We start from the raw sequence: 22,730 nt of genomic DNA on the forward strand, positions 1-22,730 counted from the left end.
GTGCCGCGCCCGACTGCGGAGGACAGACATGATGGGACCCGGTGATCTCGGCTCCGACCCGTGGGACGAATTCCTGGCCCGGTACTTCGGCCGGGGAGAGGGAGGACGCCGACCGCCGCACCGGGTCGACATCACCCGCCTGATGACGGCCGACGCGCGGGAGATGCTGGCCGACGCGGCCCGCCGTGCCGCGCAGCGGCAGAGCAGCGACCTCGACACCGACCACCTGCTGTGGGCGGCCCTGCAACGCGAACCCCTGCGCGATCTCGTACGCCGGGCCGGCGCCGACCCGGACACCCTGCTCAACGCGCTCGGCGGCAAGGGCGACGGCGCGCCACGCGGCGAGGTGCCGCCCAACCTGTCGCTGACCCCGGCGGCCAAGCGGGCGCTGCTCGACGCCCACCAGCTCTCGCGGGCGATGGGGGCCAACTACATCGGCCCCGAGCACATCCTGATGGCCCTGCCGCTCAACCCCGAGTCGCCGGCCGGACGGATGCTGGCCGCCGGGCGAATCCAGCCCGAGTCGTTGCAGGCCGCCAACGCCGAGCGCGGCCCGATGAACGGGCCGAAGCCGGACCGGGGCACGCCCACCCTCGACCAGTACGGCCAGGACCTCACCGACCTGGCCCGCAACGACCAGATCGACCCCGTGATCGGCCGCGCCGACGAGATCGAGCAGGCCGTGGAGATCCTGTCCCGGCGGACCAAGAACAACCCGGTGCTCATCGGCGAGGCGGGTGTCGGCAAGACCGCCATCGTCGAGGGGCTGGCCGAGCGGATCTGCGACGGGGACGTGCCGCAGACCCTGCTGGGCAAGCGGGTCGTCCAGCTCGACCTCGCCGGCCTGGTCGCCGGCACCCGCTACCGGGGCGACTTCGAGGAGCGCCTCAAGAAGGTCATCGACGAGATCCGGGCGCACCGGGACGAGCTGATCATCTTCCTGGACGAGATCCACACCCTGGTCGGCGCGGGAGGCGCCGGCAGCGAGGGCGGGATGGACGCGTCCAACATGCTCAAGCCCGCCCTGGCGCGCGGCGAGCTGCGGGTGATCGGCGCGACCACGCTGGACGAGTACCGCAAGAGCATCGAGAAGGACGCCGCGCTGGCCCGGCGGTTCCAGCCGGTGCTGGTGCCCGAGCCGAGCATCGACGACACCATCGCCATCCTGCGCGGGTTGCGGGACCGGTACGAGGCGCACCACCAGGTGCGCTTCACCGACGAGGCGCTGGTCACCGCCGCCGAGCTGTCCGACCGGTACGTCACCGACCGGTTCCTGCCGGACAAGGCCATCGACCTGATCGACCAGGCCGGCGCGCGGGTCCGGCTGCGTACCCGCACCCCGGCGTCCGACGTGCGGGAGCTGGAGCAGGAGCTCGACGACGTACGCCGGGACAAGGAGCAGGCCGTCACCGACGAGCAGTACGAGCGCGCCTCCGCGCTGCGCGATCGGATCGCCGAGCTGGAGGGGGAGATCCGGCGCGCCAACGGCGAGGACGGAATGTCGTCCTCGCAGGTGCCCGAGGTGGGCCCGCAGGAGATCGCCGAGGTGGTTTCCCGGGCCACCGGCATCCCCGTCAGCCAGCTCACCGAGGAGGAGCGCGACCGGCTGCTGCGCCTGGAGGGTCACCTGCACGAGAAGATCGTCGGCCAGGACGACGCGGTCACCGCGGTGGCCGAGGCGGTCCGCCGCTCCCGTGCCGGGCTCGCCGACCCGGAGCGCCCGATGGGCAGCTTCCTGTTCCTCGGACCCACCGGCGTCGGCAAGACCGAGCTGGCCCGCGCCCTGGCCGAGGCGCTGTTCGGCGAGGCCGACCGCATGGTGCGCGTCGACATGAGCGAGTTCCAGGAGCGGCACACCGTCAGCCGGCTCGTCGGCGCCCCGCCCGGGTACGTCGGCTACGAGGAGGCCGGTCAGCTCACCGAGGCGGTACGCCGCCGCCCGTACGCGGTGGTGCTGCTCGACGAAATCGAGAAGGCCCACCCGGACGTGTTCAACATCCTGCTCCAGGTGCTCGACGACGGGCGGCTCACCGACAGTCAGGGTCGTACGGTGAACTTCAAGAACACCGTACTGATCATGACGAGCAACCTCGGCTCCGAGTTGATCACCGGAACGCAGCGTGCCGTCGGCTTCGGCACCGGCGCGCCCGGCAGCGAGCAGGAGAACGACGAGCTGCGCGAGCGGCTGATGCGCCGCCTCCAGGAGAACTTCCGCCCCGAGTTCCTCAACCGCATCGACGAGGTCATCATCTTCCGCCGGCTGGAGGCCGAGCAGTTGCGCGACATCACCGCGCTGCTGCTGGAGGACACCCGTCGCCGGCTGCACGCCCAGGACATCCAGGTGGAGTTCACCACCGCCGGCGTCGACTGGCTGGCCGAGCACGGCTACCAGCCGGAGTTCGGCGCCCGTCCGCTGCGCCGGGTGATCCAGCGCGAGGTGGACAACCACCTGTCCCGGATGCTGCTGGAATCCGCGATCTCGCCCGGGCAGAAGGTCGTCGTGGACGCCCGCGACGGGCAACTCACCTTCGAGGTGACCGCGGGCGAGCGGGGCTACACCGCCGCCACGACAACACACCCGCGATGAGCGGGCCGGCGCGACGCGACGAGCACGAGGAGCCGCACGAGGACGCGGACGCCGCGAAGCCCCGGGACGAGGACGACCATCCCGACCCGATCCTGGCGCCCCCGACCGCGAATCCGCGCCGGACGCGGGTGCCCGCCGAGGGCCTGCATCCGAAGACCGACCAGGACGACCCGGAGACGTCGGGTCACCATCGTCGAGAGGAGACCTGATGGTACGCGACACGCGGCTCGACCCCGAGGTGGAAGTGCTCTGGGAGGACTTCCACGCCGAGGTCAACGTCCCGTCCGAGCAGCTGCGCACCTGGCTGTTGACCCGGGGCTCGGGGGAGGAGTCGTTCAGCCCGAACCCGGACCTCGACCTGCCCCAGCCGGGGCGGGAGATCCTCAAGGTGCTCAACAAGCGCAAGGTCGACCTCACGCCGGAGGACATCGACGTGATGCGGGAGGCGGTCGAGCGCATCCGCGAGCTGATGGACGCCAAGCCCCGGCGCGGCAACGCCGACGACGAGTGGCGGCACTCGCTGCTCGACCTCGGCCACGATCCACTCGTGGAACGCTGAGTTCGTCGACCTGTGCGACGGTGCCGCCCCGGTCCGGGGCGGCACCGTCGTCGCGCGCTACTGGCCCTGGTCGGGCTCCAGGCTGCCGATGGTCAGCCCCGCCGCGTCGGCGGCCGCGTCGCGCTCGCCCCGGGTCTGGTCCTCGCGCGTGAGCAGGTTGGCGTACTCGGTGACGTCGGCCGGGTCGGGCACCTCTGGCAGCCGGCGCAGGAACGCCTCGACCTGGCGGGTGGCGGCGGTGTGCGCGGCGGCGGCCTGGCGGAGCAGTTCGCGGTCGTCGGCGGGCGGGTAGAGATCGGTCATGTCCGCCAGATACCCGGACAGCGGCGGTTCGCACCGCCGGTGACCGCCGCGTCGCGGGTGGCCTTCGTCTCGCTGGTCGGTCGTGTCACCGCCCGGCGACGCCGTCCAGGAGGGTTGTCAGGTTGTGCGCGAAGGTCTCCTCGGCGTCGAGGTGCGCGCCCTCGATGACGAGTCGGGCGACGGTGGGATAGCGGCCCGTGTCGAGCATGCGCGTCAGGTAGGGGCCGAGGCTGGCCTGCCAGGCGTTCAGCTCGGTGCCGGTGGAACGGGCGGTGCGCCGCTCGGTGACCTCCCGCCGCAGCGCCCCGACGATGAAGGCGTTGAGGGCGCCCAGGGCCCGCTGGAGGTCGTCGACGCCGCGTATGCCGGGGGCCTGGCTGAGCGCCGCGGCGGTCGACTCACCCACGGCGAGCGCGTGCGGCCCCAGGTGGGGTCGCCCGCCGAGCAGGTCGGAGAACCACTCGTGCTCGAGGGCGGCGGCGCGGGTCCGCCGCACGATGGCCAGCAGCGTGGTGCGCCAGTCGGAGTGCTGACCGGCTTCGGCGATCTGGGCGTAGACGGCGTCGACCATCAGGTCGAGCAGCTCTGACCGGTTGGCCACGTAGTCGTAGAGGCGCATCGGTCCGACGTCGAGTTCCTTGGCGATCCGGCGGACCGACAGGCCGTCGAGGCCGTGCGCGTCGGCGAGCCGGATCGCCGCGTCGGCGATCTTCGCGCGGCTCAGCGGCACCGGCGTCGCCCGGGGGCGAGGCTCGGGCCGTTCCCACACGGGCACCACTTCGCTACCGTACGGTGTATCCACGCATTACAGCGTACGGTAAGGAGAATGATGATGCGAATGGCGATCGTCGGCGGTGGCCTGGGCGGGTTGACGCTGGCACGGATCCTGCGCCGACACGGCATCGAGGCGGTGGTCCACGAACGCGAGGCGAACCGGTCCGCGCGCGCACAGGGCGGGATGCTCGACCTGCACCCGGAGTCCGGGCAGCACGCTCTCGCCGAGGCGGGTCTGGACGAGGAGTTCCGGTCGACGGCGCGGCCCGAGGGCGAGGAGCACCGCATCCTCGACCCGGCCGGACGTACCCTCGTGCACCACATGCCGCGACCCGGCTCGTTCGACGGACGCCCGGAGGTCGACCGCGCCGTACTGCGTGGTCTTCTGCTCGACGCGCTCCCGCCCGACGCCGTCGCGTGGGGGCGCCGGCTCGTCGCGGCGTCGCCGCGACGAGGCGGGGGCTTCGTCCTCACCTTCGACAGTGGCCACCGCGCCGAGTGCGACATCCTGGTCGGCGCGGACGGCGCGCGCTCGGTCGTCCGGGCGCTGCTGACCGACGCGCAGCTGTCCCACGTGTCCAGCCACGTCGAGCTGACCATCAGCGACGCCGAACGACGCCACCCGGACCTCGCCGAGTTGGTCGGTCCCGGGAACCTGTGGTGCGTCGGCGTCAGCCAGATCCTCGCCGCGCAGCGACTCGGCGACGGCAGCATCCGGGTCGGGATCTCCCTCCCCGCCGACGACCGAGACCTCGACGCCTACCGGGACAAGCGTGTCCTGCTGGACCTGTTCGACGGCTGGGACACCCGTCTGACCGCCCTCATCGACGCCGGCGACGACGCGCCGACCACACGCCGGGTCGAGGCCCTGCCGGTCGGCGCGCGCTGGGCCCACCAGCCGGGCATCACCCTCCTCGGTGACGCCGCGCACCTCATGCCTCCGGTCGGCGAGGGTGCCAACCAGGCCATGCTGGACGCCGCCGAACTCGCGCGGGAGATCGTCGCCCACCCCGCCGACCCGGACGCGGCGATCCGGTCGTACGAGGAGGCGATGTTCGCGAGGATCCAACCGATCGCCGAGATGTGCGCGCGGGTTCAGGCGATGATGCTGTCCCCGACGGCGGCCGACGACCTCGTCCGCTTCTTCACGCCACGCACCGCAGAGCCCGCCGCGCCCCGCTAGACCCTCACACCCCGCTGGGCTGCCGGACGCCGAAGCCCGGATTGCGCACCAACCAGTCCAGGTAGCTGGGGTGCGGCGCCAGCGAGTCGGTGTACGCGGCCTTCGCCGTGGAGAGCAGCAGGTCGGCGTCGCGGGCGGCGGGCGAGTCCGGGTGCCACCCCAGCAGCAGCCGCCAGCGCAGCGGGACACCGGCCAGGCGCCGGGTGACCAGACCGGACACCGGCCGGAACGTCGCCTGGCACAGGGCCACCGCCACGCCCGCCTCCACCAGGTCGACGCAACCGCGGATGTCGGTCTCGTACACCTTGCGGGGAGTAAAACCGGCGCGGGCGCACGCGGCGGCGAAACAGTCGCCGAAGCAGCCGTCGCCGGGCGCCGCCACCCACTGCTCGTGGCGTAGGTCCGCCAGGCGCACCTCGTCCCGGTCGGCGAGCGGGTGGCTCGCCGGCAGCAGCACCAGCACCGGGTCCACGGCCACCTCCCGCCACCTCAGCCCGAACTCGGCCGACGGGGTGGCGTCGCCGCACACGCCGGTGAGGGCGAAGTCCAACCGCCCACCGGCCACCAACTGCGCCAGCTCGTCCACCGACCACGAGGCGTACGTGGTGATCTGGGCCGGCGGCTCCTCGGCGGCGAGCCGATGCACCAGCCGGCCCAGGATCGGGCTGTTCACGCCGCCGAGGCGGTAGCAGCGCGACACCTCGGCGGCGCCGGCCAGCCGTGCCGCCTCGTCCTGTAGGCCCTTCATCGCCGGCAGCAGCACCCGGGCCCGGGCGAGCACCAGCTCACCGAGCGCGGTGGGCCGCGCGCCGCGCCGATCCCGGTCGAACAGCGGCCCGCCCAGCGTCCGTTCGATCCGCTGGAGCTGGGCGGTCAGCGCCGGCTGGGCGAGCCCGAGCGACGACGCCGCCTTGGTCACACTCCCTGTCTCCGCGATCGCGCAGACCACCCGCAGGTGTCGCAGCTCCAGGTTCATACGGTGACGGTAGGACCACGCCGCAGCCTGCGGAAGGGGCCAAGTGTATCGGTGACATTGAATGCATTCTGTGGTGCGGCCCGCGCCTTCAGTCGCGCGGCGGCTCCGGCAGGTCCTTGAGGTACGTCGGCCGCCGCGTCACCGCGTCGCGGAGCTTGTCCACCACGCCCACCGCCGGCTCGACGATACGGTTCCACGGCGGCGTGGCCGGGGTGCCCGGGTGCGGCCGGGTCGGCGCGGCCTCCTCGGCGATCTCCAACCGGTTGCCCAGCCGGATCAGCTCCTCCGACGTCGCCACCGCGCGCAGCTCGGCGACGAGCGTGCCCACCCCGTCGACGTGGCGGCGGACCCGCTCGGCGACCTCGGTCACGGTCTCGTCGCTCAGCCCCTTGAGGGCGGCCAGTAGCGCCGCGTCGCCGTCGATCTCGGCGTCCACCCGGGCGGCCTCGGCCGGCAGCGCCGCCCGCACCGCTGGCAGCAGGTACTGCTCCTCGGCGGAGATGTGCCGCGACAGCGCGGCGGTGAGGACGGCCAGCGCCTCGTGCGGCGTCGCGTCCGGGCCGCTCAGCTGGTCCACGAGGGTCAGCAACTGCCGGTGCTCGCGGTCCACGATGTCGGCGACACTGCGGCCGCCGGGCCGGTAACCCTCCTCGGGTGCGGGCGTGGGCGGCAACGGGGGCAGGGGAACGGCGGACATGATGCCCTCCTCGACTGGCGGGCGGAAGCTCCGGCAGGGGAATGTGCGGTCGTGGGCGGCGGTACCCGAACGCGAGCGTCGCGAAACCGCTCCCGGATCAGTCGACCTGGATGCCCGCCCGCGTCTCGTCGGTGCGCCGACCCGCCGGTCATCCCGGGCTGGTATGAAGGGGCGATGACGAGCGACGCCGCCTCCGCCCGACCGGACCCCACCGCGGAGGTCGTCGACCTCTGCCGCGACCTGCTGCGCATCGACACCACCAACACGGGTGACAACGACACCAGCGTCGGCGAGCGCCGCGCGGCCGAATACGTGGCGGAGAAACTCGCCGAGGTGGGCGTCGAGTCGGTCCTGCACGAGTCCGCGCCCGGCCGGGCGAACGTGGTGGCCCGCATCCCCGGCGCCGACCCGAGCCGCGGCGCCCTGCTCGTACACGGCCACCTGGACGTGGTGCCCGCCGACGCCGACGAGTGGTCGGTGCACCCGTTCTCCGGGGAGGAGCGCGACGGCTACCTGTGGGGTCGCGGCGCGATCGACATGAAGGACTTCGACGCGATGGTGCTCGCCGTGGTGCGGCACTGGCAGCGCACCGGCGTCCGGCCCCCGCGCGACATCGTCCTCGCGTACACCGCCGACGAGGAGGCGGGCAGCGACTACGGCGCGCGCTTCCTGGTCGAGAACCACCGCGACCTCTTCGACGGGTGCACCGAGGCGATCGGCGAGGTCGGCGGGTTCTCCTACTCGGTCAACGACAGCCAGCGCCTCTACCTCATCGAGACCGCCGAGAAGGGCATCGACTGGCTGCGGCTGCACGCCAAGGGCCGCCCCGGGCACGGATCGATGGTGCACGACGACAACGCGGTCACCGCGCTCGCCGAGGCCGTGGCCCGCATCGGCCGGCACCGCTTCCCGGTGGTGGTCACCGACACCGTACGGGCGTTCCTGACCGAGGTCTCCGACCTGCTCGGCATCGAGCTGGACCCGGACGACCCGGAGGTCGCCATCGCCAAGCTCGGCCCGATCGCCAACATCATCGGGGCGACCATCCGCAACACGGCCAACCCGACGCGCCTCGCCGCCGGCTACAAGGACAACGTCATCCCGGGCCGCGCCACCGCCACCATCGACTGCCGCAGCCTCCCCGGCCAGTCCGAGCTGTTGGAGCGGCAGTTGCGCGAGCTGGTCGGCCCGGACATCGACATCGAGTACGTCCAGCGGCAGCCCGCGTTGGAGACCACCTTCGACGGCGACCTCGTCGAGGCCATGTCGGCGGCGCTGCGCGCCGAGGACCCGGGTGCCCGGCCGGTGCCGTACATGCTCTCCGGCGGCACCGACGCGAAGGCGTTCTCGACGCTCGGCATCCGCTGCTTCGGGTTCGCGCCGCTGCGGCTGCCCGCCGACCTGAACTTCTCCGCGCTGTTCCATGGCATCGACGAGCGCGTTCCGGTCGACGGACTACAGTTCGGCGTGCGGGTTCTCGACCGGTTCCTCCGCACCTGCTAGCAGTGTCCGCGTTACCTCCCCATCGTGAAGGGACTGCCCCACATGACCGACCAGCACGGTGAGCTGGACGCCGCACTCGAGCGGGTGATCGAAGCGGCCCGCCACCACCTGGCCGCCGTACGCGCCGCGCAGGGCCGCGTCGACGACGACGACGTCTGGCAGGCGTACGTGGCGTTGAACAACGCGTCCTTCGCCTACGACGAGCAACTCCTCGACGCCTTCGGCGAGGTGACGCCGTGGGACGTCGACTCGATCGATCCGAACGAGGCCGACGAGCGCTTCGGTGGCGAGGGTGTCGAGGCCAGCGACCCGCACCCGCGGGTGATCTCGGTGCGGCAACGCCGCGACTACCGGGTGCCGAGCATCTCCGCGCTGCTGCGGGCGGCCGAGGCGGCCCGCCGCGAGGGCACCCCGGAGGACGACGAGCCGGCGCCCGTGGAGGGGGTCGGCGAGGCGGTGCTGGAGCTGCTGCAGAGCGGCGACGGCTCGCTCGGCGCGCTGGACGTCCCGGAGCTGGAACCGCTCGACGGGGTGGTCATGGTCAGCGAGGTGGGCACCCCTGTCGACCTGGAGTCGTTCGACGACGACGACGCGGTCGGTCCGTTCCAGCCGGCCGGCGACGACCGGCTCGTCGGTCGACTCGACGAGCACCCGTTCCTGGAGCTCGACGACGACCACGACCACGCCGGGCACCAGCACTAGGGCCAGGAGCCGTACGACGCCCGGGGCCCGACCGTACGCGGTTCGGGCCCCGGGCGTTCACCGCCCGTCCCGGCCTGGTGTCAGTACGACAGGCCCGGCTGCGGCTGGTTGACCCGTCGACGCCGCAACATGACCTGCCGAGTGCCGTCACGGAACAGCCGTACCCGGGCCAACTCCCATCCGGAGAACTCCGCCTGGATCGCCAACTGCGCCGCGGCGGTCAACCGGTCGACGTTCGGCGGCAGCCGCAGCGGCGCGTACTCGTAGTCCATGACGTCCATGCTGCCCAGCCCAGCGGCCGTTCGCCACCCCCTGGAGGGTGACCAACGCCGCTGCCGCGCGTGGTTCGTGCCGTCCTGGGCCGTCTCGGGTCACCCGTCGCGCTCGGGATAGCCGACCGGCACCGACGAGACGTCCTCCAACGCGGTGGTGATCTCCTCGGGCAGCGTGATCCGCTCGACCTGCAACGCGCCGAGCAGTTGCCCGACCGTCCGGGCGCCCAGGATCGGCGCGGTCACCCCCGGCCGGTCCCGGATCCAGGCCAGCGCCACCTCCAGCGGCGACACCCCCAGCCCGCCGGCCGCCGTCGCCACCGCCTCCACGATGCTCGAGCAGCGCGGCTCGAGGTAGGTCGAGACGAACCGCTCGAAGTGGGGGGAGGCGGCCCGGGAGTCCGCCGGCCGCCCGTGCCGGTACTTGCCGGTGAGCACACCCCGACCCAGCGGCGACCAGGGCAGCACGCCGAGGCCCAGCGCGTCAGCGGCCGGCAGCACCTCCCGTTCCACGCCCCGTTCCAGCAGCGAGTACTCCACCTGGGCGGCGACCACCGGCGCGCGGCCCGGCCAGGCCGTCTGCCAGGCGGCGGCCCGCGCGGTCTGCCAGCCGGAGAAGTTCGACACCCCCACGTACCGGACCTTGCCGCTGGCCACCGCGTGGTCCAGCGCCGCCAGGGTCTCCTCCAGGGGGGTGTCCGGGTCGTACCCGTGCAGCTGGAACAGGTCGACGTGGTCGGTGCCGAGCCGGCGCAGCGACGCCTCCAGGGTGCGCAGCAGGTGGCCTCGAGAGCCGTCGCGCCGCCGGCCGCTGCCCGGGCGCAACCCCGCCTTTGTGGCGATCAGCAGTTCGTCGCGCGGGACGAGGGTGCCCAGCAGCGAACCGATCACCGACTCGGCGTCGCCGTCGCCGTACACGTCGGCGGTGTCGATCAGGTTGCCGCCCGCGTCCAGGAAACTCTTCAACTGGGCGGCCGCATCGTCGGCGTCGGTGTCCCGGCCCCAGGTCATGGTGCCGAGCGCGAGCCGCGAAACCGCCAGCCCGCTTCGGCCGAGCGGTCGCTGTTGCATGGGTGAACCTTATTTCGAACCCGCCGCCACGGATATCCTCGCTCCCGTCATCTCTGGCGGTTCTGCCGGTTCCGCCCCCGGCAGGCACCTCGACGGACGGGGGATCATTGGCGGTGAGCCGGTGATCGAGTCCGTTTTCGGCATTGCGTAACCTGGTGCGACCTGTGCCACGGATGGGGGAGGACCAGTGCGACTCGGGCTCAGCCTCGGATACCAGACAGCGTGGAGTACGCCGGCCGACCACCTGGCGCTGGCCCAGGAGGCGGACCGCCTCGGCTATTCGGTGGTGTGGGCGGCGGAAGCGTACGGCTCCGACTCGCCCAGCATGCTCGCCTGGATGGCCGGCCAGACGCAACGGATCGACGTGGGCGCGGCGGTCATGCAGATCCCCGCCCGCACGCCGGCCGCCACGGCGATGACGGCCGCCACCATCGACGCGCTCTCCGGCGGCCGGTTCCGGCTCGGCCTGGGCGTCTCCGGCCCGCAGGTCTCCGAGGGCTGGCACGGTGTGCGGTTCGGCAAGCCCCTCGGGCGGACCCGCGAGTTCGTCGACATCGTCAAGCTGGCCATCGCCCGCAAGGAGGTGGCGTACGACGGCGAGCACTACACACTGCCGCTGCCCGACGGCCCCGGCAAGGCGCTGCGGCTGAGCTTCCACCCGCCGCGCGAGCACATACCGATCTACCTGGCCGCCGTCGGCCCGAAGAACCTGGAGCTGGCCGGCGAGATCGCCGACGGCTGGCTCGCCGTCTTCTACGCCCCCGAGTTCGCCGACGAGCACCTCGCCGCCGTCTCCGCCGGCCGGGCCAAGGCGGGCAAGGAACTGGCCGGCTTCGACGTGGTGCCGTCCGTGCCGGTCGTCATCGGCGACGACGTCGCGTCCTGCGCCGAGCTGGTCCGCTGGTACGCCGCGCTCTACGTCGGCGGGATGGGCAGCCGGCAGCAGAACTTCTACAACCAGCTCGCCACCCGGATGGGTTACGGCGACGCCGCCCGCGAGGTCCAGGACCTCTACCTGGCCAAGCGCCAGCGCGACGCCGCGGCGGCCGTACCCATGGAGTTCATCGACCGTACGTCGCTGCTCGGCCCGAAGGAGCGCATCGCCGAGAGGATGCGTGAGTACGCCGCCTCCGGCGTCACCACGCTCTCGGTGAGCCTGTTCGTGGCGGACCGGGACAGCGGCGTGCAGACCCTGCGTACCGTGGCCGAGGCGCTCGACCTGTCCGGAGTTGGCGAGTGACCTGGATCGAGGCCATCGTCCTGGGCATCGTCCAGGGGCTCACCGAGTTCCTGCCGGTCAGCTCGTCGGGGCATCTGCGGATCACCTCGGCGATCTTCTTCGACCGCGACGCCGGCGCGTCGTTCACCGCGGTCACCCAGCTCGGCACCGAGGCCGCCGTGCTGATCTACTTCGCGAAGGACATCTGGCGGATCACCCGTACCTGGCTGGTCGGGCTCAGGGACAGGTCGGTGCGCTCCAGCCTCGACTACCGGATGGGCTGGTACGTGATCGTCGGCTCGATCCCCATCGGGCTGTTCGGGTTCCTCTTCAAGGACCAGATCAAGACGGCCGGGCGCAACCTGTGGGTGGTGTCGACCACGCTGATCGTGTTCGCGTTCGTGCTGGCCTTCGCCGAGTACTGGGGTCGGCAGACGCGCACGCTGGAGAACTTCCGGATGAAGGACGGCATCGTGATGGGCTTCGCCCAGGCGATGGCGCTGGTCCCCGGCGTGTCCCGCTCCGGGGGGACGCTCACCGCCGGACTGCTGCTCAACCTGACCCGGGAGGCGGCGGCACGCTACTCGTTCCTGCTGGCCATCCCGGCGGTGGTGATGTCGGGGGTGTTCAGTCTCGGGGACGTCTTCGAACCGTCCGCCCCGGGCACGTCCGTACCCTCGGTCGCGCAGACGATCGTGGCCACCGCCATCGCCTTCGGCATCGGCTACGCGGCCATCGCCTGGCTGCTGCGCTACGTCGCCCACCACACGCTGTACGTCTTCGTGCTGTACCGGGTCGCGCTGGGCACCCTGGTCCTCGCCCTCCTGCTGACCGGCACGATCAGCGCCACCTGATCCGCTCCCTGCGGGTACGACGATGGCCGGCACCCCGTGTGGGGTGCCGGCCATCGGTGGTTCTTAGCTGTTCCAGTGCTGGCCAACCAGGTCGGTGGCCTGCTGCTCCCACTGCGCGTACGCGTCGGGGTAGGCGGAGACCTGTACGGTCTGGGCGGCGTCGGTCAGCGGCATGTCCTGCCAGCCGTCGACCTGCTTGAGGCCCTTGAGGAACGCGGTCGTGGGGGGTCATAGCCCGGGGTCGGCGAGCTGCCTTTGCTCTGCTTCAGCCCAGGAAACACCTGCCGTTCGATAATCGGACACCGGGTGTCTCCTGGGCTGAAGCAGAGCAAAGGACGCGAGCTGAGGGGGCCTGGCCCGACGGGCGGGCGGTGACCCGTGGTCCTTCGATCGTCCGAGAGCGACGAGTTCCGGCACGCCACGAGGCCCGCTTGCGGATGCACCCGGTCACACCCCACATCCCCCACACGCCACGAGACCGGCCAATCGCACCCAGCGGAGGCGATCCGACGCGGTGATCGACTCCAGTTCACTGAACTCGGGGTGTCCGGGACCGGTCGATACCGCCAGATCGGCGACGTCTTGTCGATCACGCCGATCCGGGGCGGCGTGGCCGGGGCCCGTGGCACTCGGGAGGTACCGGGGAGGCCTAGGGTGATCGTGTGGCGACCCTTCTGCTTCTGCGACACGGCCGTACCACCGCGAACGCCGACGGCGGCCTGGCCGGCCGGCAGCCGGTCGAGCTGGACGACACCGGGCGCGCCCAGGCCACCGCGGTCGGCGAGCGGCTGCGGTCGGTGCCGCTGGCAGCGGTCGTCACCAGTCCGCTGATCCGCTGCCGGCAGACCCTGGAGCTGGCCTTGCCGCAGGCCACGCCGGTTGTCGAGGAGGGCCTGATCGAGTGTGACTACGGCAGCTGGGAGGGGCAGCCGCTGAAGAAGCTGGCCAAGGAGCCTCTCTGGCCGGTGGTCCAGCAGCACCCCAGCGCGGCGGTCTTCCCGCAGGGCGAGGCGATGGCGGCGATGGCGGCCCGCGCGGTGGCGGCCGTCCGCGATTGGGACGCCCGGGTGAGCGCGGAGCACGGGCCCGAGGCGGTCTGGTTGGCGTGCAGCCACGGCGATGTGATCAAGGCCATCGTGGCGGACGCGCTCGGCGTACACCTGGATGCCTTTCAGCGGATCGTGGCCGACCCGGCGTCGGTGACCGCGATCCGCTTCACGCCGCTGCGTCCGTTCCTGGTCCGGCTCAACGACACCGGCGGTGACCTCGCCGCGCTGGTTTTGCCGCCGCGCAAGCGGCGTCGGCGGGCCACGCGGGCGGCCGACTCGGACGCCGCTGTCGGCGGTGGAGCGGGCGCGGCCAGGTGAGAAACACCGCCACGCCCGGGTGTGGCCCCCGCTACACCGGGCGCGTTGCCCCTGCGGCGATTCGGGTCGGTGGGGTGCGCGACGCCATGGTGGGCCGGATAGGGTCGTGGGTATGACCCACCAGGTGCACGCCTTCGAACCGCCGGAGCGGTTCGTCGCCGGGACTGTCGGGCCGCCGGGGGAGCGCACGTTCTTCCTGCAGGCCCGCGGCGGCGGCAGGCTGGTCAGCGTCGCGCTGGAGAAGGTCCAGGTGTCCCTGCTCGCCGAGAAGCTGGAGGAGCTGCTCACCGAGGCGCAGCGTCGCTTCGGGGTGGACCTGCCCGAGCTGGCGCCGGTGATCGGCGACAACGAGCCGCTGGACACCCCGGTCGACGAGGAGTTCCGGGTCGGGACCCTCGGGCTGGCCTTCGACGTCGACACCGCGACAGTGGTGATCGAGGCGATCGCCGCCGGCGAGGTGGAGCCCGAGGTCGAGCTGGGCGACGAGGACGACGACGAAGACGACGAGGACGAGGAGCCGGACGAGGACCTGGACCGGTTGCGCGTCCGGCTCACGCCGCAGGCGACCCGCCAGTTCATCGAGCGGGCCCGGAGGGTCGTCAACGCCGGCCGGCCGCCGTGCCCCCTGTGCGGCCAGCCGTTGGATCCCGCCGGGCACCTGTGCCCGCGGCACAACGGTTACCACCGGTGACCTTGTCCGGCCTTCAGCCCCTGCACGACGGTGATGCCGCGCTGCGGCTGCTGCGCGACGGCACGATCGACCTGGAGGGTCGGCTGGTCGACGCGTCGAACACCACGCTGCGGGGCATCCTGACCCTCGACGGCGTGACGGCCCGCTGCGTCTACAAGCCGGTACGCGGGGAGCGCCCGCTGTGGGACTTCCCAGACGGCACCCTCGCCGGCCGGGAGGTGTCGGCGTACCTGGTGTCCCACGCCACCGGATGGGACCTGGTCCCGCCCACCATCCTTCGCGACGGTCCGTTCGGCCCCGGCTCCTGCCAACTCTGGATCGACGAGCCGGAGGACGCCGAGCCGCTGGTCGGGTTCGTGCCGGCCGAGGAGGTGCCGCCGCGCTGGTTCCCGATCGCGGCGGCCCGGGACGACGACGGCGCCGCGTACGCCCTCGCGCACGCCGACGATCCACGGCTGGCCCGCCTCGCCGTGCTCGACGCGGTGATCAACAATGCGGACCGCAAGGGCGGGCACGTGCTCGTCGGCGCCGACGACCGTATCTACGGCGTGGACCACGGGGTGAGTTTCCACGTCGAGGACAAGCTTCGTACCGTGCTCTGGGGTTGGGCCGGCAAGCAGTTGCCGCCGGACGCCGTGGAGATGCTCGACGGGCTCGCCGGACAGGTCGCCGGGGCGCTCGGCGAGGAGCTTGCCGACCACCTGACGATCAGCGAGATCGGCGAACTCGCCGCCCGTGTCGACCTGCTGCGGGAGACCGGCCGCTTCCCGCAGCCGCCGGAGGACTGGCCGGCGATACCGTGGCCACCCATGTGAGTCCCCTGTCATCTTGATCACCCGTGGGGCATCCCGGTGCCGCCTGAGGGCTGGTTAGGCTGAGGCCATGGAGTCTTGGGCGGGACACGAGGTGCCACGGCTGCCGGGTCGGGGCGAGCCGTTGGCGTTGTACGACTCGGCGCGACAGGGTGTCCACCCCAGCGACCCGGCCGACGCGGCGAGCATGTACGTCTGCGGCATCACCCCGTACGACGCGACCCACCTCGGTCACGCCGCCACCATGATCACTTTCGATCTCGTGCAGCGGATGTGGCGCGACGCCGGCCGTCCGGTGCGCTACGTGCAGAACGTCACCGACATCGACGACCCCCTGCTGGAGCGGGCCGCCCGCGACGGTGAGGACTGGGTGGTCCTGGCGATGCGGGAGACCGCGCTGTTCCGCGAGGACATGGAGGCGCTGCGGATCATCCCGCCGGAGCGTTACGTGGGCGCGGTCGAGTCGATCCCGGACATCGCCGACAAGGTCGAGGTGCTGGTCAAGGACGGTGCCGCGTACCGGCTCGACGACGGCACCGGCGACGTTTACTTCGACATCTCCGCCACCGGCCGGTTCGGCTACGAGTCGAACCTGACCCGCGAGCAGATGCTGGAGATCTTCCCCGAGCGCGGCGGTGACCCCGACCGGGCTGGCAAGCGCGACGCCCTCGACCCGCTGCTGTGGCGCGGGGCCCGCGAGGGCGAGCCGTCCTGGCCGGGCGGGGAGTTGGGCCCGGGCCGCCCCGGGTGGCACATCGAGTGCGCGGTCATCGCACTGAACCTGCTCGGCGACCGCATCGACGTGCAGGGCGGTGGCAACGACCTGCTCTTCCCGCACCACGAGGCGTCCGCCGCGCACGCCGAGCGGCTCACCGGGCAGACGCCGTTCGCCGAGCACTACGTGCACGCGGGGATGATCGGCCTGAACGGCGAGAAGATGTCCAAGTCCCGCGGCAACCTGGTCTTCGTCTCCCGGCTGCGCGCCGACAAGGTCGACCCGATGGCGATCCGGCTCGCGTTGATCTCCGGGCACTACCGCAGCGACCGTACCTGGACCGACGACCTGCTCACGGCCGCGCAGGAGCGGCTGGACCGCTGGCGGCGGGCCGCCGCCGCGCCCGCCGGGCCGTCCGGGGCCGAGCTGCTGGCCGGGGTACGCGCCAGACTGGCCGACGACCTCGACACCCCCGGCGCCCTGGCGGCAGCGGACCGCTGGGCCGAGGCAACCCTGGCCGGCGCAACGGACGACCCCGAAGCCCCGGCCCTGTTCGCGAAGACGGTGGACGCCCTCCTAGGCATCCGCCTCTAACATCACCCGCCCCGGCCGCCGTGCCCCTTATGCGAGGCACCACAAGTCCATGATCGACGAGAACCCCTCACCTACTGCGCCGATCTTGCACTTTCGGACGTAACGAAAGTTGCCAATCGGGGCAAAGGGGCGACACAAAGTGCAAGATCGGCGGGGCGGAATGGGGCGAGGCAGGGCAGGGCGGGGTGGGGTTAGCCCAGGACCAGGCCGGGGTCGGGGTCCGGGTCGGGGGCTGGGGCGGGGATCTGGTACTCCTCGGTGAGGGTGGTCATGGGTCCGGGCCAGGTCGCCTGGGCCACCTCGATCGGCTTGCGGTGCGCGTCGTACGCGACGTGCAGCAGGTGCAGCACCGGGGTGTCGGGCCGGATCTGCAGCGTCTCGGCCTCGTCTCGGCTGGGCTGGCGGGCGGTGATGGTGTCGGTGGCCGAGACGTACCGACGGCCGGTCGCCTCCTCGGCCTCCTGGTAGAGCGGCCGGCCGAACGCCTCGGCGCGCTCCAGTGAGGTGCCGGCGGTGTTGGCGGGCAGGAACCAGGAGGCGCCCACCTCGACGGGGGAGTCGTCGGTGCGGACGAGGTGGCGGCGGCAGAGCAGGTTGGTGCCGTCGGTGACGCCGAACGCGTCGGCGACCTCGGCGGGCGCGGGGGCGAGACCGACCGAGACGAGTTGCTGACGGTACCGGGCGGCGAGGTCGGTGTGGTAGCCGCGGAAGCCGCCGTACCGGCCCCGGGAGAGGCGGTTCAGTCGACGCCGGGTGCCCCGGACGTACGTACCCGAGCCGGGTTTGGTGATCAGGATGCCCTCGACCCGCAGCTGGTCGACGGCGCGTTGGACGGTCTGCTTGGCGACGCCGAACATCTCGGCGATGGCCGGAATGGACGGCAGTCGTTCACCCGGCCCCCAGTCGCCGCGGCGGACCTGGGCCTTGAGCTGCGCGGCGATCTGCCGGTGTGGAAACTCGGCGGCCCCGGGGTTGATCTGCACACCAGCCTCCCTTGATCACATCTAGGTTCCTAGGATGCCCTAGCGGATGTGCCGGCGCCACCCCTGACACGCGAAAACGGGCCCCCGGACCGCGAAGGTCCGAGGGCCCGCAGAAGGCCAGTGCTACCAGAAGCCAGTGCTCCCAGAGGCCAGTGCTGCTACCAGGAACCGGCGGTGGGGCCGGCCGAACCGCCCCGACGCCGCAGGTACTTCTCGAACTCCTGGGCGATCTCGTCACCGGTCAACGGGGTGATGCCCTCGTCGCCGACGCGCTCCTCCAACTCGCGGACGTACTCGCCCAACTCGGCGTCCTGCTCGGCGGCGCTGCGTACGCGCTGCTCCCACTCGGCGGACTCCTCGGCCAGGTCGGCCATCGGCACCGGCAGGTCGACGACCTCCTCGACGCGGTGCAGCAGAGCGAGGGTGGCCTTGGGGCAGGGCGGGTTGTTGGCGTAGTGCGGCACGTGCACCCAGAACGACACGGCGTCGACCTCGGCGCGGGCGCACGCGTCGTGCAGCACGCCGACGATGCCGGTCGGCCCGTCGTAGCGGGTCGGGGTGAGCTGGTAGCGCTCGGCGGCCTGCGCGTCCGAGGCGCTGCCGCTGATGGGCAACGGCCGGGTGTACGGCACGTCGGCCAGCAACGCGCCGAGCAGCACGACCCGTTCCACCTCCAGGCTGTGGCAGATCTCCAGCACCTGTTCGCAGAATGTCCGCCAGCGCATGCTGGGCTCGATGCCCCGGATCAGCACCACGTCACGGTCGGTGCCCTCGGGGCTCGCCACCATGAACCGGGTCGTCGGCCACTCCACGCGGCGGGTCTCCCCGTCGGCCATGGTGATGGTGGGCCGGCTGACCTGGAAGTCGTAGAAGTCCTCCGGGTCCAGCTCGGTGATCTGCCGGGCGTTCCAGACCTGCTCGAGGTGCTCGACGGCCGCGGTGGACGCGTCGGCGGCGTCGTTCCAGCCCTCGAACGCGGCGATGGCCACGGGGGACCGCAGGACAGGCAGTCCGTCGAACTCGGTCACGCCGTCACCTCACCCTGCTCGTCGCGGCCGATACCGGGACCGCGCCCGGTTGTCGGACCGTGGTGCACGATGGCGTCCCTGTTCTCCTTCACGTCCGCCAGCCTACGTGCCGGGCAGGGATGCGGCCCGTCGGCCGCGCCGGTCCGCCCGGTCGGTGACCGGGCATACGGCGGCGAACCGGACAGCGTGATCCGCCCGACACAATATGGGATCGGGCGCGGAGGGCGCTCGAGTTCGCCTGCGGCCGCACTAACCTGAACGGGTGCGGAACTCGTTGCTGGATGTGCTGGCCGACCGGATCCTCATCGCTGACGGCGCGATGGGCACGATGCTGCATGCCGCCGACCTCACGCTCGACGACTTCGACGGCCTTGAGGGATGCAACGAGATCCTCAACGTCACCCGTCCCGACGTGGTGCGGGGGGTGCACGACGCATACCTGGCCGCCGGCGCGGACTGCGTGGAGACCAACACGTTCGGGGCCAACCTGGCCAACCTCGGCGAGTACGACATCCCGCACCGCATCCGCGAGCTGGCCGAGGCGGGCGCGCGGATCGCCCGGGAGGCCGCCGACGCGGCCAGCACTCCCGAACGCCCCCGGTTCGTGCTCGGTTCGATCGGTCCGGGCACCAAGCTGCCCACCCTCGGGCACGCCGACTACGCGACCCTGCGCGACGCGTACCAGGAGAACGCCGCCGGCCTGATCGCCGGCGGCGCGGACGCGCTGATCATCGAGACCTGCCAGGACCTGTTGCAGGTCAAGGCGGCGGTGATCGGCTCGAAGCGGGCGATGGCCGAGCTGGACCAGCAGGTGCCGATCATCTGTCACGTGGCCGTGGAGACCACCGGCACGATGCTGGTGGGCAGCGAGATCGGCGCGGCCCTCGCGGCCATCGAGCCGCTCGGGGTCGACCTGATCGGGCTGAACTGCTCGACCGGCCCGGCCGAGATGAGCGAGCACCTGCGCTACCTGTCGCAGCACTCCCGCATCCCGCTGTCGGTGATGCCCAACGCCGGCCTGCCGGTGTTGACGGCCGACGGCGCGTACTTCCCGCTGACTCCCGTGGAGCTGGCCGAGTCCCTGGAACGGTTCATCACCGAGTACGGCGTGGGGCTCGTCGGCGGCTGCTGCGGCACCACCCCGGAGCACATCCGGGTGCTGTCCGAGCGGCTGCACGGCAGCGTCGCCCCGGCCCGCGAGGCCCGGCACGAGGCCGGCGTCTCGTCGGTGTACCATCCGGTGCCGTTCGCCCAGGACGCGTCGGTGCTGATGGTGGGGGAGCGGACCAACGCCAACGGCTCGAAGGCGTTCCGCGAGGCGATGCTCGACGGTGACTGGCGGGCCTGCGTGGAGATCGCCCGCAGTCAGGCCCGCGACGGCTCGCACCTGCTCGACCTGTGCGTCGACTACGTCGGGCGCGACGGCACGCAGGACATGCGCGAGTTGGCCGCTCGGTTCGCCACCGCGTCGACGCTGCCGATCATGTTGGACTCCACCGAGCCGGCGGTCATCGAGGCCGGGCTGGAGATGCTCGGCGGTCGCTGCGTGGTCAATTCGGTGAACTTCGAGGACGGCGACGGCCCGGAGTCCCGCTACGGGCGGGTGATGCCGGTGATCCGGGAGCACGGTGCCGCAGTTGTGGTGATGTGCATCGACGAGGAGGGGCAGGCGCGCACCGCCGCGGACAAGGTCCGCATCGCCTCGCGCACCATCGACGACCTGACCGGCAGGTGGGGGATGGACCTCTCCGACATCCTCATCGACACGCTGACCTTCCCGATCGCGACGGGGCAGGAGGAGACCCGCCGCGACGGCATCGAGACGATCGAGGCGATCCGGGAGATCGCCCGGCGTTACCCGGGCGTCAACTTCACCCTGGGCATCTCGAACATCTCCTTCGGCCTCAACCCGGCCGCTCGGCAGGTGCTCAACTCCGTGTTCCTGCACGAGTGCGTGCAGGCCGGCCTGACGTCCGCGATCGTGCACGCCAGCAAGATCCTGCCGATGTCGAAGATTCCCGACGAGCAGCGTGAGGTCGCCCTGGACATGGTCTACGACCGACGCCGCGAGGGGTACGACCCGTTGCAGCGCTTCCTCGAACTCTTCGAGGGTGTCGACGTGACCAGTGCCCGGGCCAGCCGGGCGCAGGAGCTGGCGGCGCTGCCGCTGGACGAGCGACTCAAGCGGCGCATCATCGACGGTGAGCGCAACGGCCTGGAGGCCGACCTCGACGAGGCGATGGCCGGCGGCCGGTCCCCGCTGTCGATCATCAACGACATCCTGCTGGACGGCATGAAGGTCGTCGGTGAGCTGTTCGGCTCCGGGCAGATGCAACTGCCGTTCGTGCTCCAGTCGGCCGAGGTGATGAAGACCGCGGTGGCGTACCTGGAGCCGCACATGGAGGCCACCGAGGACGGCGGCAAGGGCCGCATCGTCCTGGCCACCGTGCGCGGCGACGTGCACGACATCGGCAAGAACCTGGTCGACATCATCCTGTCCAACAACGGCTACGAGGTCGTCAACATCGGCATCAAGCAGCCGATCAGCGCGATCCTCGACGCGGCCGAGCAGCACCGCGCCGACGCGATCGGCATGTCCGGGCTGCTGGTCAAGAGCACGGTCATCATGAAGGAGAACCTGGCCGAGATGGCCACGCGCGGCGTTGCCGAGCGCTGGCCCGTCCTGCTCGGTGGGGCGGCGCTGACCCGGTCGTACGTCGAGGACGACCTGCGCGCGACGTACCCCGGGCAGGTGCACTACGCCCGTGACGCGTTCGAGGGCCTGTCCCTGATGGACCGCGTGATGACCGCCAAGCGCGGCGGCGCCCCGGTCGTCGACCCGGAGCGCGAGGCCGCGCTCGCCACTCGCCGGGCCCGCCGCGAGCGGCAGCGCGCGGTGGTCACCGAGTCGCTGCCGGAACTGCACGACTCCTCGGTCCGCTCCAATGTGGCCCTCGACGTGGAGGTGCCCACCCCGCCGTTCTTCGGCACGCGGGTGGTCAAGGGCGTGCCGATGGCCGACTACGCGGCGCTGCTCGACGAACGGGCCACATTCCGTGGGCAGTGGGGGCTCAACGGCGCCCGGGGCGGCAACGGACCCTCCTACGACGAGCTGGTCGAGACCGAGGGCCGCCCGCGACTGCGGTACTGGCTGGACCGGCTGATCGCCGACCAGGTCCTGGAGGCAGCCGTGGTGTACGGCTACTTCCCCGCGTACTCCGAAGGAAATGACCTGGTGGTGCTCGACGAGAACGGGCACGCGGAGCGCGCCCGGTTCTCGTTCCCCCGCCAACGCCAGGAGCGACGGCTCTGCCTCGCGGACTTCTTCCGGCCCAAGGGCGACCAGCTCGATGTGGTCGCGCTGCAACTGGTCACGGTCGGGCAACCCGTCAGCGAGTACGCGGCGAAGCTGTTCGCCCGCAACGAGTACCGCGACTACCTGGAGGTGCACGGGCTGTCCGTGCAGCTCACCGAGGCCCTCGCCGAGTACTGGCACCGGCGGGTGCGCGCCGAACTGACCCTGCCCGACGGGCGCCCGCTGGGCCACGACGACCCGCAGGACCTGGCGGGCATCCTGCGCAACGACTACCGGGGCTGCCGGTACGCGTTCGGCTACCCGGCCTGCCCCGATCTGGAGGACCGGGCGAAGATCGTGGATCTGTTGGGCGCGGAGCGGATCGGCGTCGAGCTGTCGGAGGAGTTCCAGCTCATGCCGGAGCAGGCCACCGACGCCATCGTGGTCCACCACCCCGAGGCCAGCTACTTCAACGCCAAGTAACGGGCGCACGGATTGCGCTGGACGGCTATCTCTGCCAGCCGTATTTGGTGGCGCAGTTCAGG

At 71.8% G+C, this 22,730-nt stretch carries 21 protein-coding genes; 13 read left to right on the plus strand and 8 right to left on the minus strand.

What is annotated here, in order from left to right:
• The first annotated feature begins 28 nt into the window (after window positions 1–28).
• Genes ABZV06_RS14010 through ABZV06_RS14020 form a run of 3 tightly spaced genes read left to right on the plus strand, consistent with a single transcriptional unit; the run spans window position 29 to window position 3,146 of the window.
• On the plus strand, window positions 29–2,587 hold the full coding sequence (locus ABZV06_RS14010; protein ID WP_355233383.1) for an ATP-dependent Clp protease ATP-binding subunit: 2,559 nt from the start codon (window positions 29–31) through the stop codon (window positions 2,585–2,587).
• Window positions 2,584–2,796 carry a hypothetical protein gene (locus ABZV06_RS14015; protein WP_355621398.1) on the plus strand — a complete coding sequence of 71 codons (213 nt, stop codon included), beginning with the start codon at window positions 2,584–2,586 and terminating at the stop codon, window positions 2,794–2,796. The genes ABZV06_RS14010 and ABZV06_RS14015 overlap by 4 nt, the downstream gene beginning before the upstream one ends.
• Window positions 2,796–3,146 (plus strand): DUF3140 domain-containing protein, encoded by a 351-nt coding sequence (locus tag ABZV06_RS14020; RefSeq protein WP_355233387.1) that lies wholly within the window; start codon window positions 2,796–2,798, stop codon window positions 3,144–3,146. The genes ABZV06_RS14015 and ABZV06_RS14020 overlap by 1 nt, the downstream gene beginning before the upstream one ends.
• Before the next feature lie 57 nt (window positions 3,147–3,203).
• Here ABZV06_RS14020 and ABZV06_RS14025 read toward each other — a convergent pair whose 3' ends face one another.
• A complete protein-coding gene (locus ABZV06_RS14025) occupies window positions 3,204–3,449 on the minus strand; it encodes a hypothetical protein (RefSeq protein ID WP_266241928.1) in 246 nt (81 codons plus the stop codon).
• 85 nt (window positions 3,450–3,534) lie between these two features.
• Window positions 3,535–4,251 (minus strand): TetR/AcrR family transcriptional regulator, encoded by a 717-nt coding sequence (locus tag ABZV06_RS14030; protein ID WP_355233390.1) that lies wholly within the window; start codon window positions 4,249–4,251, stop codon window positions 3,535–3,537.
• Window positions 4,252–4,275: 24 nt separating this feature from the next.
• Between ABZV06_RS14030 and ABZV06_RS14035 the strand changes: the two genes are divergently transcribed.
• Window positions 4,276–5,406, plus strand: coding sequence for an NAD(P)/FAD-dependent oxidoreductase (locus ABZV06_RS14035; RefSeq protein ID WP_355621400.1), 1,131 nt, complete (start codon window positions 4,276–4,278; stop codon window positions 5,404–5,406).
• A gap of 4 nt (window positions 5,407–5,410) precedes the next feature.
• On the opposite strand, the gene ABZV06_RS14040 is transcribed toward ABZV06_RS14035, so the two are convergent.
• Together ABZV06_RS14040 and ABZV06_RS14045 are read right to left on the minus strand one after the other, a co-directional pair.
• Entirely contained in the window at window positions 5,411–6,382 is a 972-nt protein-coding gene (locus tag ABZV06_RS14040) for a LysR family transcriptional regulator (protein ID WP_355233394.1), read from the minus strand.
• A gap of 88 nt (window positions 6,383–6,470) precedes the next feature.
• Window positions 6,471–7,079 carry a hemerythrin domain-containing protein gene (locus ABZV06_RS14045; protein ID WP_355233396.1) on the minus strand — a complete coding sequence of 203 codons (609 nt, stop codon included), beginning with the start codon at window positions 7,077–7,079 and terminating at the stop codon, window positions 6,471–6,473.
• Window positions 7,080–7,253: 174 nt separating this feature from the next.
• Here ABZV06_RS14045 and ABZV06_RS14050 point away from each other — a divergent pair, with 174 nt between their 5' ends.
• Window positions 7,254–8,582 (plus strand): M20/M25/M40 family metallo-hydrolase, encoded by a 1,329-nt coding sequence (locus ABZV06_RS14050; protein ID WP_355233398.1) that lies wholly within the window; start codon window positions 7,254–7,256, stop codon window positions 8,580–8,582.
• A 42-nt stretch (window positions 8,583–8,624) separates the two neighbouring features.
• Window positions 8,625–9,284: a hypothetical protein gene (locus tag ABZV06_RS14055; RefSeq protein WP_355233400.1), complete on the plus strand. Its 660-nt coding sequence runs from the start codon at window positions 8,625–8,627 to the stop codon at window positions 9,282–9,284.
• An 80-nt stretch (window positions 9,285–9,364) separates the two neighbouring features.
• On the opposite strand, the gene ABZV06_RS14060 is transcribed toward ABZV06_RS14055, so the two are convergent.
• Together ABZV06_RS14060 and ABZV06_RS14065 are read right to left on the minus strand one after the other, a co-directional pair.
• Window positions 9,365–9,556, minus strand: a complete 192-nt coding sequence (locus ABZV06_RS14060) for a DUF5703 family protein (protein ID WP_039906151.1) — start codon at window positions 9,554–9,556, stop codon at window positions 9,365–9,367.
• Between the two features lie 99 nt (window positions 9,557–9,655).
• Window positions 9,656–10,627: an aldo/keto reductase gene (locus ABZV06_RS14065; RefSeq protein WP_355233402.1), complete on the minus strand. Its 972-nt coding sequence runs from the start codon at window positions 10,625–10,627 to the stop codon at window positions 9,656–9,658.
• A gap of 187 nt (window positions 10,628–10,814) precedes the next feature.
• Between ABZV06_RS14065 and ABZV06_RS14070 the strand changes: the two genes are divergently transcribed.
• The 6 genes from ABZV06_RS14070 (at window position 10,815) to mshC (ending at window position 16,879) form a co-directional block, all read left to right on the plus strand.
• A complete protein-coding gene (locus tag ABZV06_RS14070; protein ID WP_355233404.1) occupies window positions 10,815–11,867 on the plus strand; it encodes an LLM class F420-dependent oxidoreductase in 1,053 nt (350 codons plus the stop codon).
• Window positions 11,864–12,700, plus strand: a complete 837-nt coding sequence (locus ABZV06_RS14075; RefSeq protein WP_355233406.1) for an undecaprenyl-diphosphate phosphatase — start codon at window positions 11,864–11,866, stop codon at window positions 12,698–12,700. The genes ABZV06_RS14070 and ABZV06_RS14075 overlap by 4 nt, the downstream gene beginning before the upstream one ends.
• Window positions 12,701–13,362: 662 nt before the next feature.
• Complete coding sequence (locus ABZV06_RS14080; RefSeq protein ID WP_355621403.1) at window positions 13,363–14,067, plus strand: MSMEG_4193 family putative phosphomutase; 705 nt, start codon at window positions 13,363–13,365, stop codon at window positions 14,065–14,067.
• Window positions 14,068–14,179: 112 nt separating this feature from the next.
• Entirely contained in the window at window positions 14,180–14,758 is a 579-nt protein-coding gene (locus ABZV06_RS14085; protein ID WP_355233410.1) for a DUF3090 domain-containing protein, read from the plus strand.
• A complete protein-coding gene (locus ABZV06_RS14090; RefSeq protein ID WP_355233412.1) occupies window positions 14,755–15,573 on the plus strand; it encodes an SCO1664 family protein in 819 nt (272 codons plus the stop codon). The genes ABZV06_RS14085 and ABZV06_RS14090 overlap by 4 nt, the downstream gene beginning before the upstream one ends.
• A gap of 67 nt (window positions 15,574–15,640) precedes the next feature.
• Entirely contained in the window at window positions 15,641–16,879 is a 1,239-nt protein-coding gene (gene mshC, locus ABZV06_RS14095; protein ID WP_355233414.1) for a cysteine--1-D-myo-inosityl 2-amino-2-deoxy-alpha-D-glucopyranoside ligase, read from the plus strand.
• A 191-nt stretch (window positions 16,880–17,070) separates the two neighbouring features.
• On the opposite strand, the gene ABZV06_RS14100 is transcribed toward mshC, so the two are convergent.
• Together ABZV06_RS14100 and ABZV06_RS14105 are read right to left on the minus strand one after the other, a co-directional pair.
• The gene (locus ABZV06_RS14100) at window positions 17,071–17,862 is read right to left on the minus strand and encodes a GntR family transcriptional regulator (protein ID WP_355621406.1); all 792 of its coding nucleotides are present in this window, start codon (window positions 17,860–17,862) and stop codon (window positions 17,071–17,073) included.
• A 158-nt stretch (window positions 17,863–18,020) separates the two neighbouring features.
• On the minus strand, window positions 18,021–18,890 hold the full coding sequence (locus ABZV06_RS14105; RefSeq protein WP_269678735.1) for a PAC2 family protein: 870 nt from the start codon (window positions 18,888–18,890) through the stop codon (window positions 18,021–18,023).
• A gap of 262 nt (window positions 18,891–19,152) precedes the next feature.
• On the opposite strand from ABZV06_RS14105, the gene metH reads away from it, so the two are divergent.
• Window positions 19,153–22,668, plus strand: coding sequence for a methionine synthase (gene metH / locus ABZV06_RS14110; RefSeq protein WP_355233418.1), 3,516 nt, complete (start codon window positions 19,153–19,155; stop codon window positions 22,666–22,668).
• Window positions 22,669–22,730: the final 62 nt, after the last annotated feature.

The sequence above is a fragment of the Micromonospora sp. NPDC005172 genome (genome assembly GCF_040608555.1).
Lineage (GTDB): Bacteria > Actinomycetota > Actinomycetes > Mycobacteriales > Micromonosporaceae > Micromonospora.

What these genes read in the sequence shown, in the direction of transcription:
- ABZV06_RS14010 (WP_355233383.1), top strand. Translation starts at nt 29, where the DNA reads ATGATGGGACCCGGTGATCTCGGCTCCGACCCGTGGGACGAATTCCTG.
- ABZV06_RS14015 (WP_355621398.1), top strand. Translation starts at nt 2,584, where the DNA reads ATGAGCGGGCCGGCGCGACGCGACGAGCACGAGGAGCCGCACGAGGAC.
- ABZV06_RS14020 (WP_355233387.1), top strand. Translation starts at nt 2,796, where the DNA reads ATGGTACGCGACACGCGGCTCGACCCCGAGGTGGAAGTGCTCTGGGAG.
- ABZV06_RS14025 (WP_266241928.1), bottom strand. Translation starts at nt 3,449, where the DNA reads ATGACCGATCTCTACCCGCCCGCCGACGACCGCGAACTGCTCCGCCAG.
- ABZV06_RS14035 (WP_355621400.1), top strand. Translation starts at nt 4,276, where the DNA reads ATGATGATGCGAATGGCGATCGTCGGCGGTGGCCTGGGCGGGTTGACG.
- ABZV06_RS14040 (WP_355233394.1), bottom strand. Translation starts at nt 6,382, where the DNA reads ATGAACCTGGAGCTGCGACACCTGCGGGTGGTCTGCGCGATCGCGGAG.
- ABZV06_RS14045 (WP_355233396.1), bottom strand. Translation starts at nt 7,079, where the DNA reads ATGTCCGCCGTTCCCCTGCCCCCGTTGCCGCCCACGCCCGCACCCGAG.
- ABZV06_RS14050 (WP_355233398.1), top strand. Translation starts at nt 7,254, where the DNA reads ATGACGAGCGACGCCGCCTCCGCCCGACCGGACCCCACCGCGGAGGTC.
- ABZV06_RS14055 (WP_355233400.1), top strand. Translation starts at nt 8,625, where the DNA reads ATGACCGACCAGCACGGTGAGCTGGACGCCGCACTCGAGCGGGTGATC.
- ABZV06_RS14060 (WP_039906151.1), bottom strand. Translation starts at nt 9,556, where the DNA reads ATGGACTACGAGTACGCGCCGCTGCGGCTGCCGCCGAACGTCGACCGG.
- ABZV06_RS14065 (WP_355233402.1), bottom strand. Translation starts at nt 10,627, where the DNA reads ATGCAACAGCGACCGCTCGGCCGAAGCGGGCTGGCGGTTTCGCGGCTC.
- ABZV06_RS14085 (WP_355233410.1), top strand. Translation starts at nt 14,180, where the DNA reads ATGACCCACCAGGTGCACGCCTTCGAACCGCCGGAGCGGTTCGTCGCC.
- mshC (WP_355233414.1), top strand. Translation starts at nt 15,641, where the DNA reads ATGGAGTCTTGGGCGGGACACGAGGTGCCACGGCTGCCGGGTCGGGGC.